Annotated in this window: 18 protein-coding genes; 12 read left to right on the top strand and 6 right to left on the bottom strand. The window is 71.0% G+C overall.

All coding sequences use genetic code 11. The features are described from left to right. The first annotated feature begins 32 nt into the window (after positions 1 to 32). Positions 33 to 779: a maleate cis-trans isomerase gene (locus tag AB0F52_RS21545; protein ID WP_360173582.1), complete on the top strand. Its 747-nt coding sequence runs from the start codon at positions 33 to 35 to the stop codon at positions 777 to 779. Between the two features lies 1 nt (position 780). Then, positions 781 to 1,500, top strand: a complete 720-nt coding sequence (locus tag AB0F52_RS21540) for a GntR family transcriptional regulator (protein ID WP_103334778.1) — start codon at positions 781 to 783, stop codon at positions 1,498 to 1,500. A 274-nt stretch (positions 1,501 to 1,774) separates the two neighbouring features. On the opposite strand, the gene AB0F52_RS21535 is transcribed toward AB0F52_RS21540, so the two are convergent. The 3 genes from AB0F52_RS21535 to AB0F52_RS21525 form a co-directional block, all read right to left on the bottom strand. After that, complete coding sequence (locus AB0F52_RS21535; RefSeq protein ID WP_360173578.1) at positions 1,775 to 2,239, bottom strand: DUF4262 domain-containing protein; 465 nt, start codon at positions 2,237 to 2,239, stop codon at positions 1,775 to 1,777. A 61-nt stretch (positions 2,240 to 2,300) separates the two neighbouring features. After that, positions 2,301 to 3,359, bottom strand: coding sequence for a tartrate dehydrogenase (locus tag AB0F52_RS21530; protein ID WP_360173575.1), 1,059 nt, complete (start codon positions 3,357 to 3,359; stop codon positions 2,301 to 2,303). Then, positions 3,356 to 4,819, bottom strand: a complete 1,464-nt coding sequence (locus AB0F52_RS21525; protein WP_360173572.1) for an NAD-dependent succinate-semialdehyde dehydrogenase — start codon at positions 4,817 to 4,819, stop codon at positions 3,356 to 3,358. The genes AB0F52_RS21530 and AB0F52_RS21525 overlap by 4 nt, the downstream gene beginning before the upstream one ends. A gap of 91 nt (positions 4,820 to 4,910) precedes the next feature. Here AB0F52_RS21525 and AB0F52_RS21520 point away from each other — a divergent pair, with 91 nt between their 5' ends. After that, positions 4,911 to 6,167: an aminotransferase class III-fold pyridoxal phosphate-dependent enzyme gene (locus AB0F52_RS21520; protein WP_360173568.1), complete on the top strand. Its 1,257-nt coding sequence runs from the start codon at positions 4,911 to 4,913 to the stop codon at positions 6,165 to 6,167. Positions 6,168 to 6,169: 2 nt separating this feature from the next. Next, positions 6,170 to 6,667 (top strand): DUF3830 family protein, encoded by a 498-nt coding sequence (locus AB0F52_RS21515; protein ID WP_086858079.1) that lies wholly within the window; start codon positions 6,170 to 6,172, stop codon positions 6,665 to 6,667. A gap of 53 nt (positions 6,668 to 6,720) precedes the next feature. Here the strand turns inward: AB0F52_RS21515 and AB0F52_RS21510 are convergent, their stop codons facing one another. Continuing rightward, positions 6,721 to 7,542, bottom strand: a complete 822-nt coding sequence (locus AB0F52_RS21510) for an aldo/keto reductase (protein ID WP_360173564.1) — start codon at positions 7,540 to 7,542, stop codon at positions 6,721 to 6,723. 212 nt (positions 7,543 to 7,754) lie between these two features. Here AB0F52_RS21510 and AB0F52_RS21505 point away from each other — a divergent pair, with 212 nt between their 5' ends. From AB0F52_RS21505 to AB0F52_RS21480, 6 genes are all read left to right on the top strand, one after another. Continuing rightward, on the top strand, positions 7,755 to 8,126 hold the full coding sequence (locus AB0F52_RS21505) for a hypothetical protein (RefSeq protein ID WP_360173561.1): 372 nt from the start codon (positions 7,755 to 7,757) through the stop codon (positions 8,124 to 8,126). 5 nt (positions 8,127 to 8,131) lie between these two features. Then, positions 8,132 to 8,608, top strand: a complete 477-nt coding sequence (locus AB0F52_RS21500; protein ID WP_360174014.1) for a roadblock/LC7 domain-containing protein — start codon at positions 8,132 to 8,134, stop codon at positions 8,606 to 8,608. Positions 8,609 to 8,716: 108 nt separating this feature from the next. Further along, positions 8,717 to 10,102, top strand: coding sequence for an FAD-binding oxidoreductase (locus tag AB0F52_RS21495; RefSeq protein WP_360173558.1), 1,386 nt, complete (start codon positions 8,717 to 8,719; stop codon positions 10,100 to 10,102). Beyond that, on the top strand, positions 10,099 to 11,661 hold the full coding sequence (locus tag AB0F52_RS21490) for an acetolactate synthase large subunit (protein ID WP_360173555.1): 1,563 nt from the start codon (positions 10,099 to 10,101) through the stop codon (positions 11,659 to 11,661). The genes AB0F52_RS21495 and AB0F52_RS21490 overlap by 4 nt, the downstream gene beginning before the upstream one ends. Before the next feature lie 19 nt (positions 11,662 to 11,680). Beyond that, entirely contained in the window at positions 11,681 to 12,496 is an 816-nt protein-coding gene (locus AB0F52_RS21485; RefSeq protein WP_360173552.1) for an SAM-dependent methyltransferase, read from the top strand. 40 nt (positions 12,497 to 12,536) lie between these two features. Next, entirely contained in the window at positions 12,537 to 13,343 is an 807-nt protein-coding gene (locus AB0F52_RS21480) for an SAM-dependent methyltransferase (RefSeq protein ID WP_360173549.1), read from the top strand. Here AB0F52_RS21480 and AB0F52_RS21475 read toward each other — a convergent pair. Next, complete coding sequence (locus AB0F52_RS21475) at positions 13,340 to 14,752, bottom strand: MFS transporter (RefSeq protein ID WP_360173546.1); 1,413 nt, start codon at positions 14,750 to 14,752, stop codon at positions 13,340 to 13,342. The genes AB0F52_RS21480 and AB0F52_RS21475 overlap by 4 nt on opposite strands. 86 nt (positions 14,753 to 14,838) lie before the next feature. Next, complete coding sequence (locus tag AB0F52_RS21470; protein ID WP_360173542.1) at positions 14,839 to 15,348, bottom strand: DUF3761 domain-containing protein; 510 nt, start codon at positions 15,346 to 15,348, stop codon at positions 14,839 to 14,841. An 86-nt stretch (positions 15,349 to 15,434) separates the two neighbouring features. Here AB0F52_RS21470 and AB0F52_RS21465 point away from each other — a divergent pair, with 86 nt between their 5' ends. Continuing rightward, a complete protein-coding gene (locus tag AB0F52_RS21465; protein ID WP_360173539.1) occupies positions 15,435 to 16,502 on the top strand; it encodes a sensor histidine kinase in 1,068 nt (355 codons plus the stop codon). A gap of 7 nt (positions 16,503 to 16,509) precedes the next feature. After that, positions 16,510 to 17,175: a response regulator transcription factor gene (locus AB0F52_RS21460; RefSeq protein ID WP_360173536.1), complete on the top strand. Its 666-nt coding sequence runs from the start codon at positions 16,510 to 16,512 to the stop codon at positions 17,173 to 17,175. Positions 17,176 to 17,239 lie beyond the last annotated feature (64 nt).

Below are 17,239 nucleotides of genomic sequence, written 5' to 3'. Positions count from 1 at the left end.
TGTCGACAATTTGCGTCCCCTCCGGAGGTTCCGTGACCACCATCGGCTTCATCTACCCCGACCACGCGGCCGAAGACGACTACCCGCTGGCCGAGCAGCTGCTCGGCGGCATGGCCGTCGACGAGGGCGACATCCGGCTGGCGGTCGAGCACATCTACGGCACCGACAAGCACGCGGTGGCCGAGCTGCTCGACCTCGGCAGCGAGGCCCGCCTCGCCGACGGCGCCGCCCTCCTCGCCAAGCACGAGCCCGCCGCGGTCATCTGGGCGTGCACCAGCGGCAGTTTCGTCTACGGCTGGGAGGGCGCCCGCGACCAGGCCGACCGCCTCGCCGCCGTCGCCGGTGTCCCGGCCTCCAGCACCTCCTTCGCGTTCGTGCACGCCGCGCGTGCCCTGGACGTCAAGCGGGTCGCCGTCGCCGCCAGCTACCCGGACGACATCGCCCGGCTGTTCGTCGACTTCCTCAAGGCCGGCGGCATCGAGGTCGTCTCGATGGCCAGCGCGGACATCGTCACGGCGGCCGAGGTCGGCGCGCTGAGCCCGGAAGCCGTCCTCGCGCTCGCCGTGAGCCACGACCACCCGGAGGCCGACGCGGTGCTCGTGCCGGACACCGCCATGCGCACCCTCGCCGAGATCAACGCGGTGGAGGCCGCGCTCGGCAAGCCCGTGCTGACCGCCAACCAGGTCACGGTCTGGGAAGGCCTGCGCCTGACCGGCCGGCACCGGCTCGTCCGCTCGCTCGGCGCGCTCTTCCGGCACCTACCGCACGGGAGCGCGTGACATGGCCCTGCCACCGGGCATGCTGCCCGAGATCGAACCGGTGAGCCGCGAGTCGACGGCCGCCGTCATCGCGCGCCAGCTGCGTGACGCGATCATGACGGGCGCCCTCCCGCCCGGCACCCAGCTCGGCGAGAGCGAGCTGGCCGCGCGGTTCCAGGTGTCACGGGGGCCGCTCCGGGAAGCCATGCAGCACCTGGTGTCCGAAGGGCTGCTGCGCAGTGAAAGACATCGCGGGCTGTTCGTGATCGACCTCGAGCCGGGCGACGTCTACGACATCTACGCCGCCAGGTCCGCGATCGAGCGAGCCGCCATGCTGCGCGCCCTGCGCGGCGGCGACCGCGACCGGATCGCGGACGTACTCGAGCAGACCGTCACCGAGATGGCGACCGCGGCGAGCGAGGACGACCCCACCGCGCTCTCGACCGCGGACCTGAAGTTCCACGAGGCGCTCATCAACGCCTCCGGCAGCAAGCGGCTCGTGCGGATGGCCCGGACGCTGCTGATCGAGACGCGGATGTGCCTGACGGCGTTGCAGAGCACGTACCAGCGGGTCGAGGAGCGCGTGGACGAGCACACGAAGCTCATCCAGGCCCTGCGCGACGGCGACGAGGAGACGGCGCTGGCGCTGCTGGAAGCCCACATGGAGGACGCGGTGCAGCGGCTCGCGCCGGGCACGAGCCTGACGGACGGGGAAGCTCCGCCGGTGCCGGGAAACGCGTGATCGCAGAGCCGACACGCGTGATTGGACGGTCGACTCACGTGATTGGAGAGTCGAATCGCGTCCCTGGAGGGTCGACTCGCGTGCCTGGGAGGTCGGCTCGCGTACCTGGAGAGCCGACTCGCGTACCTGAGTGGACGACACGCGCGGCCGGAACCGGAACTCGCGTGGCCGGGGCCCGAACTCGCGTGATTCGGGGCCGAACTTGCGTGACTGGGCGGGCATCTCGCGTGACTGGGCGGGCATCTCACGTGACTGGGCGGGCATCTCGGGCGGGTTAGTGGGCATGGCGGGGTCCTAGGACTGGCTGGCCGGCGCGGCCGTCGCGGTAGTCGGGGGACCAGGGGAAGCGGCCCTGGGCGTCCGCGTGGACCAGTTGCAGCGCGCGGATTTCCGGGCCGTACAGCGCCGCCGCGAACACCAGGTGCACCGACGGCTCCGTGAGCTCGACGACCTCGGCCAGGGGGCCGTCGGGCAGCGGGATGCGTTCGCCCGCCGTGGGTGGTGAGCCGCGCAGGACTCGGGTGGCCAGGTTGTTCAGCAAGCCGCCGGCCGCGAGGGCCGGGAGGCCGGTCACCACCAGCTCCGGCAAGCCGTACCCGCTCAGGCCGATCGTGTAGGCCCACGGCGGGTACGGCCCGGCTCCCTCCACTCCTTGCACCAGCCAGCCCCGGTCGGCCACGCCGCCGCGAAGCCGCTCCAGGTAACCGGATCTGTCCCGGTTCTCGCACTCGAAGCACATCGGTGTCTCCTCCCCCTCGGTGGGCTCGGGAACCACCGTGCCGGAGGGCACCGACAAAAACTCAGCCCAGCGCTTCGACCACCGCCGTGCCGAGCCGTTCTGTGGTATCCGTGCCGCCGAGGTCGGGCGTGCGCACGCGGCCCTCGTCGAGCACCCGGTCCACCGCGGTGCGGATCGCTTGCGCCGCAACGGTTTCGCCCAGGTGTTCGATGAGCATCGCAGCCGCCAGGATCTGGGCGACGGGGTTGGCGATTCCCTGCCCCGCGATGTCCGGAGCGCTCCCGTGGACCGCCTCGAACATCGACGGGAATTCACCCGATGGGTTGATGTTGCCGGACGGCGCCATGCCCAGCCCGCCGGTGATCGCGGCGGCGAGGTCGCTGAGGATGTCGCCGAAGAGGTTCGACGCCACCACGATGTCGAGCCGATCCGGCGCCTGCACCATTCGCGCCGCCAGCGCATCCACGTGCATCTGTTCACTGTGGACGTCCGGGAACTCCGCCGCGACCTCGGCGAAGATCTCGTCCCAGAACGGCATCGAGTGGATCAGGCCGTTCGACTTCGTCGCCGAGCAGACGCGGGAAGACCGCGTCCGGGCCAGCTCGAACGCGTACCGGATGATCCGGGTGACGCCGACGCGCGTGAAAACCGACTCCTGCAGCACGAATTCGTCCGGCCGGCCGGCGTTGTGCCGCCCGCCGATCGCCGAGTACTCCCCTTCGGAGTTTTCCCGGACGATGACCAGCTCCAGCTCCTCGGCCTTCCGCCCGGCCAGCACGGACGTCGTGCCCGGCAGCAGCCGCACCGGGCGCAGGTTGACGTACTGCTGGAACGCCCGCCGCAGCGGGATCAGCAGGCCCCACAGGGAAACGTGGTCCGGGACGCCGGGGAAGCCGACCGCGCCGAGCAGGATCCCGTCGAACGCCGAGAGCTGCGAAACCCCGTCGTCCGGCATCATCGACCCGAGCGCCGCGTACCGCTCGCAGCTCCAGTCGAACTCGGTCCACGCCAACGAGAAATCGAAGAGGCCGGCCGCCCGGTCGAGGACCTTGCGGGCCTCGACCGTGACGTCCACGCCGATCCCGTCGCCCGGGATGCTCGCCAGGCGGTACGCGCTCACAGGGCGACCGCGATGTACTTGGTCTCCAGGAACTCCTCGATGCCGACCGAACCGCCTTCGCGGCCGAGGCCGGACTGCTTGATCCCGCCGAACGGTGCCGCCGGGTTCGACACGATGCCCTGGTTGAGCCCGATCATGCCGGCTTCCAGGGCTTCCGAAACCCGCAGCGCGCGCTTCAGGTCGCTGGTGAAGAGGTAGGAAACGAGCCCGAATTCGGTGTCGTTGGCCTTCGCCACCGCCTCTTCCTCGGTGTCGAACGCCGTGATCGGGGCGACCGGCCCGAAGATCTCCTCGTGCGTCAGCCGCGCTTCCTGCGGGACGTCGGTGAGCACGGTGGCCTGGTAGAAGTGGCCCGGCCCGTCGACCTCCGAGCCGCCGGTGAGGATCCGAGCGCCGCGGTCGGTGGCGTCCTCGACCAGCTCGGTCACCTTCTCGACGGCCTTCTCGTCGATCAGCGGGCCGACCACGACGTCCTTCTCGGTGCCGCGGCCCATCGGCAGCGCCTGCATGCGCTCGGCCAGCCGCCGCGCGAACTCGTCGACGACGCCGCGCTGCACGTAGAACCGGTTCGCCGCGGTGCAGGCCTCGCCGATGTTGCGCATCTTCGCCTGCATGGCGCCGTCGATGGCGGCGTCCATGTCCGCGTCCTCGAAGACCAGGAAGGGGGCGTTGCCGCCCAGCTCCATCGAAGTGCGCAGGACCTTGTCGGCGCACTGCTCCAGGAGCTTGCGGCCGACCCCGGTGGAGCCGGTGAAGGAGAGCTTGCGGGCGCGGCCGTCACGGATCAGCGGCTCCATCACGCCGCCCGAGTCGCTGGTCGTAACGACGTTGAGCACGCCATCGGGCAGGCCCGCCTCGGCGAGGATGCCGGCCAGCGCGAGCATCGACAGCGGCGTCTGGGCGGCGGGCTTGATCACCGACGTGCAGCCCGCGGCGATCGCCGGGCCGATCTTGCGCGTGCCCATCGCCATCGGGAAGTTCCACGGCGTGATCAGCAGCGTCGGCCCGACCGGCTGCTTCGTGATGAGGAACCGGCCCGCGCCGTTCGGGGCGGTGGCGTAGCCGCCGTCGATGCGGACGGCCTCCTCGGCGAACCAGCGGAAGAACTCGGCGGCGTAGGCGATCTCGCCCTTCGACTCGGCGAGCGGCTTGCCCATTTCCAGGGTCATCAGCAGCGCCAGTTCCTCCTGGCGCTGCATCAGCAGCTCGAAGGCGCGGCGCAGGATCTCGCCGCGCTCGCGGGGCGCCATCTTGGCGAAATCGGCCTGGGCCGCGACGGCGGCGTCCAGTGCCGCGACGCCGTCCGACGGCGAGGCGTCGGCGACGTGACAAAGCTCTTTGCCGGTGGCCGGGTCGACCACCGGGAAGGTCTTGCCGTCCTGGGCGGCGACCCACTTGCCGCCGATGAACAGTTCCTTGCCGACCGCCTCGACGACGCCGGACTCGGTGCTCGCGCTCATCCCGACTTGCTCCTCACGTGTTGTCCCGAGAGCCATGCTATGGATATTGTCAACAATCGACAACCCGCTCAGACCGACCGAGGAGCACGCTGTGGCCCAGCTCTCTCCGCTGCTCAAGCAGGCAACGCCCGTCGTGGTCGACCACGGTGAAGGGGTTTACCTCTACGACGTCGAGGGCAAACGCCACCTCGACTTCACCGCCGGCATCGGCGTCACGAGCACCGGGCACTGCCACCCCCACGTCGTGCGGGCCGCGCAGGAGCAGATCGGCAAGCTCGTCCACGGCCAGTACACGACGGTCATGCACAAGCCGCTCCTCGAGCTGACCGAACGCCTCGGCGAGGTCCTGCCGAGCGGGCTCGACTCGCTCTTCTACGCGAACTCGGGCAGTGAAGCCGTCGAAGCGGCGTTGCGGCTTGCGCGGCAGGCGACGAAGCGCCCGAACGTCATCGTCATGCAGGGCGGCTTCCACGGCCGGACCGTCGCGGCGGCGTCGATGACGACGTCCGGGACGCGGTTCAGCGCCGGCATCGGCCCGCTGATGGCCGGCGTGCACGTCGCGCCGTTCCCGTACGCCTACCACTACGGCTGGGACGAGCGGACCGCGACGAAGTTCGCCCTGCGCGAGCTGGACTACCTGTTCCAGACGGTCAGCGCGCCGAACGAGACCGCCGCGATCTTCGTCGAGCCGGTGCTCGGCGAGGGCGGGTACGTCCCGGCCAACACGGAGTTCATGGCGGGCCTGCGCGAGCGCGCCGACCGGCACGGCATCCTGCTCGTCGTCGACGAGATCCAGACCGGCTTCGGCCGCACCGGGAAGTTCTGGGGCCACGACCACTTCGCCGTCTCCCCCGACATCGTCCTCATCGCGAAGGGCCTGGCGAGCGGCTTCCCGCTGTCCGGCATCGCCGCTTCGCAGGAGCTGATGGCGAAGGCGTTCCCGGGGTCGCAGGGCGGGACGTACGGCGGCAACGCGGTTTCGTGCGCCGCGGCGATCGCGACGCTCGAAGTCATCCAGCAGGAGAACCTGGTCGAGAACGCCGCCGAACGCGGCCGCCAGCTCCTCGAGGGCGCGCGGGTGATCGCGGACAAGACGCCGTCGATCGGCGAGGTGCGCGGGCTCGGCCTGCTCGTCGGGTCGGAGTTCACGACCGCCGACGGCGAGCCCGATGCGGCAACCGCGGCCGCCGCTCAGCAGACGGCGTCGAAGAACGGCCTGCTGCTGCTCACCTGCGGGCCGTACATGAACGTCGTCCGGATGGTGCCGCCGCTGGTCGTCACCGCCGAGCAGGTCGACGACGCGCTGCGGATCTGGGGCGACGTCGTCGCGTCGGTCACGGGGAGCTGAGCATGGCCCGGTACATCACGATCACCCTCGACAAGCGCGGCGTCTCCTGCCGCGCCCGGCTGCTGGACGACGAAGCACCGCGGACCTGCAAGGCGGTCTGGGACGCGTTGCCGCAGAGCGGCTCCGCCTACCACGCCAAGTACGCGCGCAACGAGGTCTACACGCTGGTGCCGCCGTTCGCGGAACCCAAGCCGGGCCGGGAGAACCCGACGATCACGCCGATTCCCGGCGACGTCGTCTACTTCGGTTTCGAGGCGTGGGAGATCGGCAACCCGGCGTACGGCTACGACGACGACAGTGAGGCGCACAGCGACCAGGGCGCGACCGACCTGGCGATCTTCTACGGCCGCAACAACCTGCTGATCAACGGCGACGCCGGCTGGGTGCCCGGCAACGTGTTCGCCACGATCGAGGAGGGCCTGGCCGAGATGGCGGCGGCCGCACAGGACCTGTGGCTGCGGGGTGTCGAGGGCGAGACGCTCTCGTTCGCGCGCGCCTGAAACAGCGCCTGAAACACGAGTCCGGCCGCGGATTCCCCGCGGCCGGGCCGCGGTCAGCCCAGCGCGGTCAGCTGCTCGAAATCGCCGTCGGAGAGCGTGACGTCCGCGGCGGCGCAGTTTTCCTCCAGGTGCGGGATCGACGACGTCCCCGGGATCGGGATCACGACCGGTGACCGGCGCAGCAGCCAAGCGAGCGATACCTGCGCGGGCGTCGCGCCGAGGCCGGCCGCGACCTTGGCGAGCACCCCACCCGCCGTGGCGTGGTCACCGCGGGCGATCGGCAGCCACGGGACGAACGCGATGCCCTCGCGCTCGCAATAGCCGAGCACGTCGTCGGACGCGCGATCGGTCAAGTTGTAGCGGTTCTGGACGCTCGCGATCGGCGCGATGGCTCGCGCTTCGGCCAGCTGCGCGACGCTGACCTCGGACAACCCGATCCGGGCGACCTTGCCCTCGTCCCGCAGCCGGGCGAGCGCGCCGATCTGGTCGGCGAGCGGCACCTGCGGGTCGAGCCGGTGCAGCTGAAGCAGGTCGAGGCGGTCGACGCGCAGGCGCCGCAACGAAAGTTCCGCCTGCTGCCGGAGGTATTCGGGCCGGCCGAGCGGCACCCACTCGCCGCGGCTCGGGCGCGCGTGCCCGCACTTCGTCGCGATCAGCAGCCCGGGGTACGGGTGGAGCGCATCGGCGAGCAGCTCTTCGTTCAGGCCCAGATCGTAGGCGTCGGCGGTGTCGAAGAACGTCACGCCGAGCTCGGCCGCGCGGCGCGCGACGGACTGGGCGCCGTCCTTCACGTGGTCCCACTCGGTCAGCCGCATCGCGCCGAAACCCAAGCGGTGCACGGAAAGGCCGTCTTCGAAGGTGTACGTCGAGGTCATGCCGGAAGCTTCGCCGCCGTCGCCGTCACCCGCCAGAGATTTAGCCTGAGCTAAATCCACAGCTTCTACGCTGCGTGACCTGATAGCGCGAACAGACCAGTTCGATTACGCCGTTCGGGGATATCCGGACGGAGCAACCAACTTTAGGGTGATCGAACCTGACCACTGGGGTCGGCACGTCGAGGCGTCGGGACTAGGAGATGACGAGCCACATGAACATCGAAACGGCGTTGAAGGAAGCCCTTTCCATCACGGGCGCGGTGGGGGCCGCCCTCGTCGATTACGAAAGCGGGATGGCGCTCGGGACACTGGGCGGCGGCGACTGGCTGGACCTGGACACCGCGGCCGCGGGCAACACCGAAGTCGTCCGCTCCAAGCTGCGGGTGATCTCCGCCCTCCGGCTCAACGACGAGATCGAGGACATCCTCATCACCCTGGGCCGCCAGTACCACCTGATCCGCCTGCTGCGGCCGGCCAAGGTCGACTCCGCACTGTTCCTGTACCTCGTCCTGGACCGGGAACGGGCCAACCTCGCGCTGGCCCGGCACTATTTGAAGAACATCGAAGCCGAACTGGCCGTGTGACCGGGATGCAGGCCGAAGTACCCGGCACCCCGATTCCCCTGCCGACGCGCCGGCAGGGCGCGTCCCAGAGTTTCCCGCCACCGCAGAAGATCCAGCCGTCCCACCCCGAGGCCGCGGCCGTGGCCAAGGCACTCCAGGAGATCCGCGACAAGGTCGACCGGGCCAACATCACCGGGCTCCTGCTGGCCAGCCGCGACGGCCTGCTGCTGGCCAGCGACACGCAGGAAATCGAAGACGACAGCGTGGCGGCCATGGCGGCGGCCGCCGTCGGGCTCGCCACGAGGTTCGTCGGCCAGGCCGGCCTGGGCGAGGCACGGGGCGCGATGTTCCAGGGCTCACTCGGGCACGTCTGCGTCTTTCCCGTGCAGGACCCCATCCTCCTGGTCGTGTTCGCCCGGCCGGACACGACCATGGGCCTGTTCAACGTCGTCGCCCGGCAGGCGCTGACGCTGCTCCAAGACGCCTTGACCACGGCGAACTGACCACCGGATCTCCTCCGCGCAGAAACGTGAAAATCCTTCATGGCGGCGTACCGCCGGTACGTACTACGCTGCGGTAACCACAGCGACTGCGCGGAGGAGAAACTGCCGATGGGCGACGTGGCAGCACGCCTGGCCGAGATCGTCGGGGACGGAAACCTGCTCACGGGCGAGGCGATCTCGGAGGACTACGCGCACGACGAAGCGCTGACGGCGGAGCCGCAGAAGCCCGCGTACGTCGCGAAGCCGGCAACGGCCGAAGAAGTCGCGGAGCTGCTGAAGACCGCTTCGGAACACCACGTCCCCGTGACCGCCCGCGGCTCCGGCAGCGGGCTGTCCGGGGCGGCCCGGCCGATGGCGGACGGGCTGCTGATCTCCTTCGAGCGCATGAACACCGTCCTCGAAGTCGACACCGGGAACCACGTCGCCGTCGTCCAGCCCGGCGTGACGCTGGCCGAACTCGACGCCAAGACCGCCGAAGCCGGGCTGAGCTACACCGTCTACCCCGGTGAGCTGAGCGCGAGCGTCGGCGGGAACGTCGGGACCAACGCCGGCGGGATGCGCGCGGTCAAGTACGGCGTCACCCGCAACAACGTGCTCGGCCTGCAAGCCGTGCTGCCGACCGGCGAGATCATCCGGACCGGCGGCAAGACGTCGAAGATCTCCACCGGCTACGACCTCACGCAGCTGATCATCGGCTCCGAGGGCACCCTCGCGCTGGCCACCGAAATCACCGTCAAGCTGCACCCGCGGCTGCCCCACGGCGCCACGGTGCTCGCCCCCTTCGGCGACTTCGGCCAGGTGATGGCCGCCGTGCCGGCGATCCTCTCCAGCGGGCTCGCGCCGCACATCCTCGAGTACATCGACAACATGACGATGGCGGCGATCGTCTACAACGAGAAGCTCGAACTGGGCGTGCCGGACAAGATCCGCGAGACCTGCGAGGCGTACCTCGTGGTGGCGCTGGAGAACCGCGAGACCGGGCGCCTCGAGGAGGACGTCGAGACCGTCGGTGAGCTGCTCGGCGAACTCGGCGCGGTCGATGTCTACATCCTCGACGGCGGTGCCGCGCGCAAGCTCATCCAGGCCCGCGAGAAGGCCTTCTGGACCGCGAAGGCCGTCGGCGCCGACGACGTGATCGACGTCGTCGTGCCGCGGACCGCGATGCCTCAGTTCATCACGAAGGCGCGTGAGCTGGCGATGGCCGCGGGCGGTGGCGCGCTCGGCTGCGGACACGCCGGTGACGGCAACGTCCACCTCGGCATCTTCTGCAAAGACCCCGCGACGCGCAAGAACCTGCTCACCGACATCTTCGCCTACGCCATGGAACTCGGCGGCGCGATCTCCGGCGAGCACGGCCTCGGCCGCACCAAGGCGCATTACCACCAGGAACTCGAAGACCCGGCGAAGATCGAGCTGATGCGCCGGATCAAGCAGAGCTTCGACCCCGCCGGGATCCTCAACCCCGGCGTTCTCTTCCCCGAAGGAACGGCATGAGTGAGCTGAACGGCGCCCAATCCCTGATCCGCACGCTGGTCGACGCCGGTGTCGAGGTGTGCTTCGCGAACCCCGGCACGTCGGAGATGCACTTCGTCGCCGCGCTCGACACCGTCCCGGAAATGCGGGGCGTGCTCGCGCTGTTCGAAGGCGTCGTCACCGGTGCGGCCGACGGGTACGCGCGGATCGCGGACAAGCCCGCCGCGACGCTGCTGCACCTCGGCCCCGGTCTGGGCAACGGCCTGGCGAACCTGCACAACGCGCGCCGCGCGAACACGCCGATCGTCAACGTCGTCGGCGACCACGCGACCTACCACAAGCAGTACGACGCGCCGCTGGAGTCGGACATCGAGGCCGTCGCGGGCTCGCTGGAAGGCTGGGTGCGCCGCTCGGAGCACACCAAGGACGTCGGGGCGGACGCCGCCGCCGCGGTCGCCGCCGCGCAGGACGCGCCCGGCCGCGTCGCCACGCTGATCCTGCCCGCCGACGCGTCGTGGGGCGAGGGCGGCGAGACCTGCGCGCCGATCCCGCCGCGCGTGCCGCAGGCCGTCGACGCCACGACCGTCAAGGACATCGCCGCGGTGTTCGGCACCGGCGAGCCGGTCGCGCTGCTCATCGGCGGCAGCGCGTGCCGCGAGGAAGGCCTGCGTGCGGCGAGCCGCATCGGCGCCGCGACCGGCGCCAAGGTGTTCGTCGAGACGTTCCCCGCGCGCCTGGAGCGCGGCGCCGGGCTGCCGTCGATCGAGCGGCTCGGCTACCTCGCCGAGCAGGTCGCCTACCAGCTCGACGGGATCAAGCACGTCATCGTCGCGGGCACGAGGGCACCGGTTTCGTTCTTCGCCTACCCGGGCAAGGCGAGCGATCTGGTCCCCGAAGGCGCCCAGGTGCACACGCTGGCGTCGATCGGGCAGGACGTCACGCGGGCGCTGACCGAGGTCGCCGGCCTGGTCGCCGCGGACACCGAGCCCGTGCTGGCGGAGGCGTCCCGGCCGGCCCTGCCCAGCGGGCCGCTGACCCCGCAGAACTGGGTCGACGTCATCGGGGCGCTGCTGCCGGAGAACGCGATCATCGCCGACGAGGCCAACACGTCGGGCCTGTTGCTGCCGACCGCGACCGCCGGTGCGCCGCGCCACGACGTCCTGACACTGACCGGTGGCGCGATCGGCTACGGCATGCCGGTGGCGACCGGAGCGGCCGTCGCGGCGCCGGACCGGCCGGTGCTGAACCTGCAGTCCGACGGCAGTGCGCTGTACACGATTTCGGCGCTGTGGACGCAGGCGCGGGAGAACCTGAACGTCACGACGGTGCTGCTCAACAACCGCGCGTACGCGATCCTGCGGCTGGAGCTGCAGCGCGTCGGCGCGGCTTCGGGCGGCCCGAAGGCGAACGACCTGCTCGACCTTTCCCGGCCCGACATGGACTTCGTGAAGATCGCGGAGGGCATGGGCGTGCCCGCGTCGCGCGCGACCACCGCCGAAGAACTCGCCGAGCAGCTGCAGCGGGCCTTCGCCGAGCCCGGCCCGCATCTCATCGACGCGGCGGTGCCGCCGCTGCTCTGAACCCGACTATCCTCGCCCGATGACCGAGGAGCACGCGAAGCGCGGAATCGACTTCGACAAGCCCAACGCGGCTCGCGTCTACGACTACTTGATCGGCGGCAAGCTGAACTACGCCATCGACCGGGAGTTCGCCGAGCGGATCCTCGAGGTGCGGCCGGAAGCCAGGGACCTGGCCCTGCTGAACCGGCGGTGGCTGCGCCGCGCCGTCCGGTTCGGCGCCGAGCAGGGCATCCGCCAGTTCCTCGACATCGGCTCGGGCATGCCGACCGTGGGGCACGTGCACGAAGTCGTCCAGGCGATCGACCCGGAAGCCCGCGTGGTCTACGTGGACAACGAGCCGGTCGCGGTCGCGCACAGCGAGATCGTGCTGAAGGACAACGACAACGCGGAAATGGTGCAGGCCGACGCCGAGGTCCCGGACACCGTCCTCGAGCACCCGACGACCGAGCGGCTGCTGGACTTCGGCAAGCCGGTGATGGTGATCATGGCGGCGTTCATCCACTTCATCCCGGACTCGCGCAACCCGGCCGGGTTGATCGCCGCCTACCTCGACCCGCTGGTCCCGGGCAGTTGCCTGGCGCTCTCGTCGGGCACGTTCGAGGGCCAGGGCGAGGAGGTCCGGCGCGCGGCGGAGCTGTACCGCAACAGCGGCACCGACGTCGTCGCGCGATCACGTGCAGAGCTGCGCGCGCTGGTGGACGGCTTCGAGCTCGTGCCGCCGGGGATCGTGTTCACCCCGGAGTGGCGGCCGGACGACCCCGGCCAGGTCGGCGACCACCCGGAGCAGGCGAGCCAGCTCGCGCTGGTGGTCCGCAAGGACCAGCGCGCCGGCTGACGGCTATTCTCGCGTCACACCTGACTCCGGGGAGCGGCGGATGAGCGAAGACGAGTACGCGCGGCGGGGCATCGACCTCGACAAGCCCAACGCCGCGCGCGTGTACGACTACATCCTCGGCGGGCAGCTCAACTACGCCGTCGACCGGATGTTCGCCGAGCAGGTGCTGGCCGCGCAGCCGAACGCGCGTGAGCGGGCGCGGCTCAACCGGCAGTGGCTGCGCCGGGCCATCCGGTTCGGGCTGGACCAGGGCATCCGGCAGTTCCTCGACATCGGCTCCGGCATGCCCACCGTCGGGCACGTGCACGAGGTCGCCCAGGCGGTCGACCCCACCGCGCGGGTCGTCTACGTCGACAACGAGCCGGTCGCCGTGGCGCACAGCGAGATCGTGCTGGAGGACAACGAGAACGCGGCCATGGTGCACGCCGACGCCGAGTTCCCCGACGACGTCCTCGAACACGACATCACCGAGATGATGCTGGACCTGGACCAGCCGGTGATGGTGGTGATGGCGCTGTTCGTGCACTTCATCCCGGACGAGCGCGACCCCGCCCGGCTGATCGCCGCCTACCGCGACGCGCTCGCGCCCGGCAGCTACCTCGCCCTGTCGTCCGCCACCTACGAGCAGCAGAGCGACGACACGGCCCGCGCCGTCGCGATGTACCAGAAGAGCGCCAACCCGGTGACACCGCGCTCGGCCGACGAGCTCCGGGCCCTGGTCGACGGCTTCGAGATCGTCGACCCGGGCATCGTGTTCATCCCCGAGTGGCGGCCGGACGACCCCGCGGAAATGCCGCCCGACCCCACGGAGTGCGGCGGCCTGGCCCTGGTGGCGCGCAAGAACTAGACGGCGACCAGCTCCGGCGCGGTCCGCCGCTTCGGGACCAGCGCCGCCAGCAGCGCACCCGCGAGTGCGGCGCCCGCCGCCACCGCGAACGTCGCGCGGAAGCCGGCCAGCGACGGCACCGGGAGCCCGCCCACGCTGATCGTCAGCTGGGCCAGCATCGCCGCCATCACCGCGCTGGAGATCGCCGTGCCGACCGAGCGCATCAGGGAGTTCAGGCCGTTCGCCGACGCCGTTTCGGTGACCGGCACCGAACCCATGATCAGCGCGGGCATCGCCGCGTACGCGATGCCGACGCCGGCGCCGATGATCACCGACGCCGTGATCAGCTCGAGCGCGTTGTCCATCAGCACGATCGCGAACGCGTACCCGGCGGCGATCACCAGCGAGCCGCTCATCAGCGTCGGGCGCGGGCCGAACCGGGCGATGAGCCGAGCCGAAACCGGCGAAAGCAGCATCATCACCAGGCCGTTCGGGGCCAGGGTGAGACCGGATTCGACCATCGTCTGGCCCAGCCCGTAGCCGGTCGACGCCGGCGCCTGCAGCAGCTGCGGGAACGACAACGCCATGGCGTACAACGCGAAGCCGACCATGATCGACGCGAAGTTCGTGAACAGCACCGGGCGACGGGCGGACACCCGCAGGTCGACCAGCGGATCGCGGCGGCGCAGCTGGTAGGCGCCCCACACGAGCAGGATGACGACGGCGGCCGCGGCCAGCCCGAGCGTCGGCGCGCTGGCCCAGCCCCACGTGCCGCCCTTGACCACCGGTAGCAGCAGGCAGAGCAGCCCGGCGGCCAGGCCGAACGCGCCGAAGTAGTCGAACGGCGCGGGGGTGCGCACCGACGACTCGGGCACCACGGTGAGGATCAGCAGCGCGCACGCCAGCCCGAGCCCGGCGGCGGTCCAGAAGAGCGCGTGCCAGTCGGCGTTCTCGGCGACCACGGCCGCGACCGGCAGGCCGATGGCCCCGCCGACCCCGAGCGTCGCGCTCATCAGCGAGATGGCACCGCCGACGCGTTCGGGCGGCAGCTCGTCACGCATGATGCTGATGCCGAGCGGGATCACGCCCATCGCGCAGCCCTGCAGCCCGCGGCCCAGGATCTGGAGCGCGAGCGCGCTCGTCGTCGCGGAGACCACCGAGCCGGCGATGAGCAGCCCGAGGCTGACGAGGATCATCCGCCGCTTGCCGTAGAGGTCGCCGAGCCGCCCGCTCACCGGGGTGATCACGGACGCGGCCAGCAGCGTCACGGTGACCACCCAGGACGCGTCGGCCGCCGGGACGTGCAGCAGCCGCGGGAAGACCGGGATCAGCGGCACGACCAGCGTCTGCATGAACGACGCGACGAGCCCGCACGAGGCGAGCACCACGACGATCGCGCGACCGGACGGCGCGGAACGGGACACCACCACACCCCCAGTGTGTACTTAGTACGCATCATGCAACTTCATGCACTGTACCTACGCACTGGGGGATTTCCGCCCGGATGGTGTTCTCGTCACAACCAGGTGCGGACGCCTCCGTGGCCGGAACAGGTGCCCGAGCGGTGCTGGCTGTAGCTGTAGGTGCCGTCGTTGCACAGGGCCGTCGCGCCGGCGGGGTTGTCGCTGGGCCGGTGGACGCAGTTGCCGTCCGAGTTGCGGTAGTAGTCCGTCCCGCATGCGGTGGGCGCGGGCGCGGCCTGCGCGGTGGTCCTCGGGGCCGCCGGCTTCGGCGCGGCCTGCGTGGCCGGTTTCGGCGCCGGGGGTTTCGGGGCCGTCGTCTTCGGGGCGGTCACCTTCGGCGCGACGGCCTGCGGTGTCGTCGGCACGCTGGTGACGGCGGGCGCTTCGGACGTCGTGGGCTGGGCTTCGGTCGTGACCGGAACGGAATACGCGGGCGTCGAAGAGGTCGACGCCGGAGCGTCCACCACGCCGAGGTGCCCGGTGTTCTGCGGCGGCACCGCGCCGGCGCCACAGCCCGCGACCAGCAGACCCGCGGCGAAAACCCACGCCAGCTTCTTGTTCACCGAGACTCCTTAGCGCCACGAAACAATGCCGCGTAGTCGGGGCGCGGAGACCCTTTGTTACAACGCCCGCCGCCTAGACTCGGCGTATGTCCTGGCTACGGCGGTACGCAGCCGAGCTCGCGGTCGTCGTCGCGGTGCTCGTCGGCTCGCTCTTCGCCGTCCTCAACGACGGTGCCAAGCCCGCCCACCACGCCGCGCTCGGGTGGGTGCTCACCGTCCTCTGCTGCGCCGCGCTCTTCTTCCGGCGCCGGTACCCGCTGAGCGTCGCCGGGTTCGCGCTCGGCTGCTGCGCGCTCTACTACCCCCTCACCGATCCCGACGGCCTCGTCCTGCTCGCCTTCGCCTACGCGCTCTACAACGCCGCCGCGGCCGGGCGGATCCGCGGGGCCGCGCTGCTCGTCGTCGCCGCGATGGCCGGTGTCACCGCGGGCGAGATCGGCTCGCGGACCGGGCGGCACGTCGACAACTTCGCGTTCTTCCTGATGACCGGCTGGTTCGTCGCCCTGGTCGCCGGAGGCGCCGTCGCGCACTACCGCGCCGAAGCCGAGCGGACCAAGGAGGCCGAGGCCCGGGCGCGCGCGACCGACGAACGCCTGCGCATCGCCCGCGAACTGCACGACGTCCTGGGCCACCACCTCGCGCTGATCAACGTCCAGGCCGGCGCCGCGCTGCACCGCCGTGACCCCGGGCAGGCCGAGGAAGCGCTCGGGGCGATCAAGGACGCCAGCAAGACCGCGCTCCAGGAGTTGCGCGCGACGCTCGGCATGCTCCGCCGGACCGGCGGGCCGAGCCTCCAGCGGGTGGCGGAGCTGGCCGAGTCCGTCGGCGCGTCCGGGCTGACCGTGCGCACCGAGATCGACGGCGTCGCGCGGGAGCTGCCGCCGGACGTCGAGCACGCGGCGTTCCGGGTGGTCCAAGAGGCACTGACGAACGTCGCCAAGCACGCCGGCGCGAAGACCGTCGTCGTCCGGCTCGGCTACGGCGCCGACGAGCTGACCGTGGCCGTCGACGACGACGGACGCGGCGGCGCGGCCCCGGCGGGCAACGGCATCCGCGGGATGACCGAACGCGCGCGGGCGCTCGGCGGCGAACTGACCGCGGCGCCGCGCGAAGACGGCGGCTACCGGGTGCGGGCCCGGCTGCCGGTGCGATGATGGGCCGATGATCCGGGTCCTGCTCGTCGACGACCAGCGGCTCGTCCGCGCCGGCTTCCGGTCCATTTTGGACGGGGAAGCCGACATCACGGTCGTGGCCGAGGCCGCGGACGGCCGCGAGGCACTGCAGGCCGCACACGAACACCACCCCGACGTCGTGCTGATGGACATCCGGATGCCGGTGCTCGACGGCCTCGCCGCCACCCGCCACCTCCTCGAAGACCCGGGCGTGCACACCAAGGTCGTCATCCTCACGACGTTCGACCTCGACGAGGACGTCTACGGCGCGCTGCGGGCGGGCGCGAGCGGGTTCCTGGTCAAGGACACCGAACCCGAGGAGCTGATCCACGCGGTGCGCGTGGTGGCCCGCGGCGACGCGCTGCTGGCGCCGTCGATCACCCGGCGGCTGATCGCCGAGTTCGCCGCGCGCGGCACCCGCCCGGCGCCGTCGCCCGCGCTCGACCGGCTCACCGACCGGGAGCGCGAAGTGCTGTCCCTGGTCGCGGCCGGGCTGTCGAACGACGAGATCGCGCGCGAGCTCACCCTCAGCCCGGCGACGGCGAAGACGCACGTCAGCCGCATCATGACCAAGACCGGCACGCACGACCGCGCGCAGCTGGTCGTCCTCGCCTACGAGTCCGGCGCGGTGACGCCGCGGTGGCTGGCACCCTGACCCGTACTCCCCCGGGAGTACGGGAACGGCCTTAAGGGACACCGCCGGGAGGACGTGAAGTGTC

This window comes from Amycolatopsis sp. NPDC024027 (assembly GCF_040638975.1).
GTDB lineage: Bacteria > Actinomycetota > Actinomycetes > Mycobacteriales > Pseudonocardiaceae > Amycolatopsis.
Note: the sequence above shows the minus strand (reverse complement) of the source record. Positions and strands in the feature narration are given on the sequence as shown.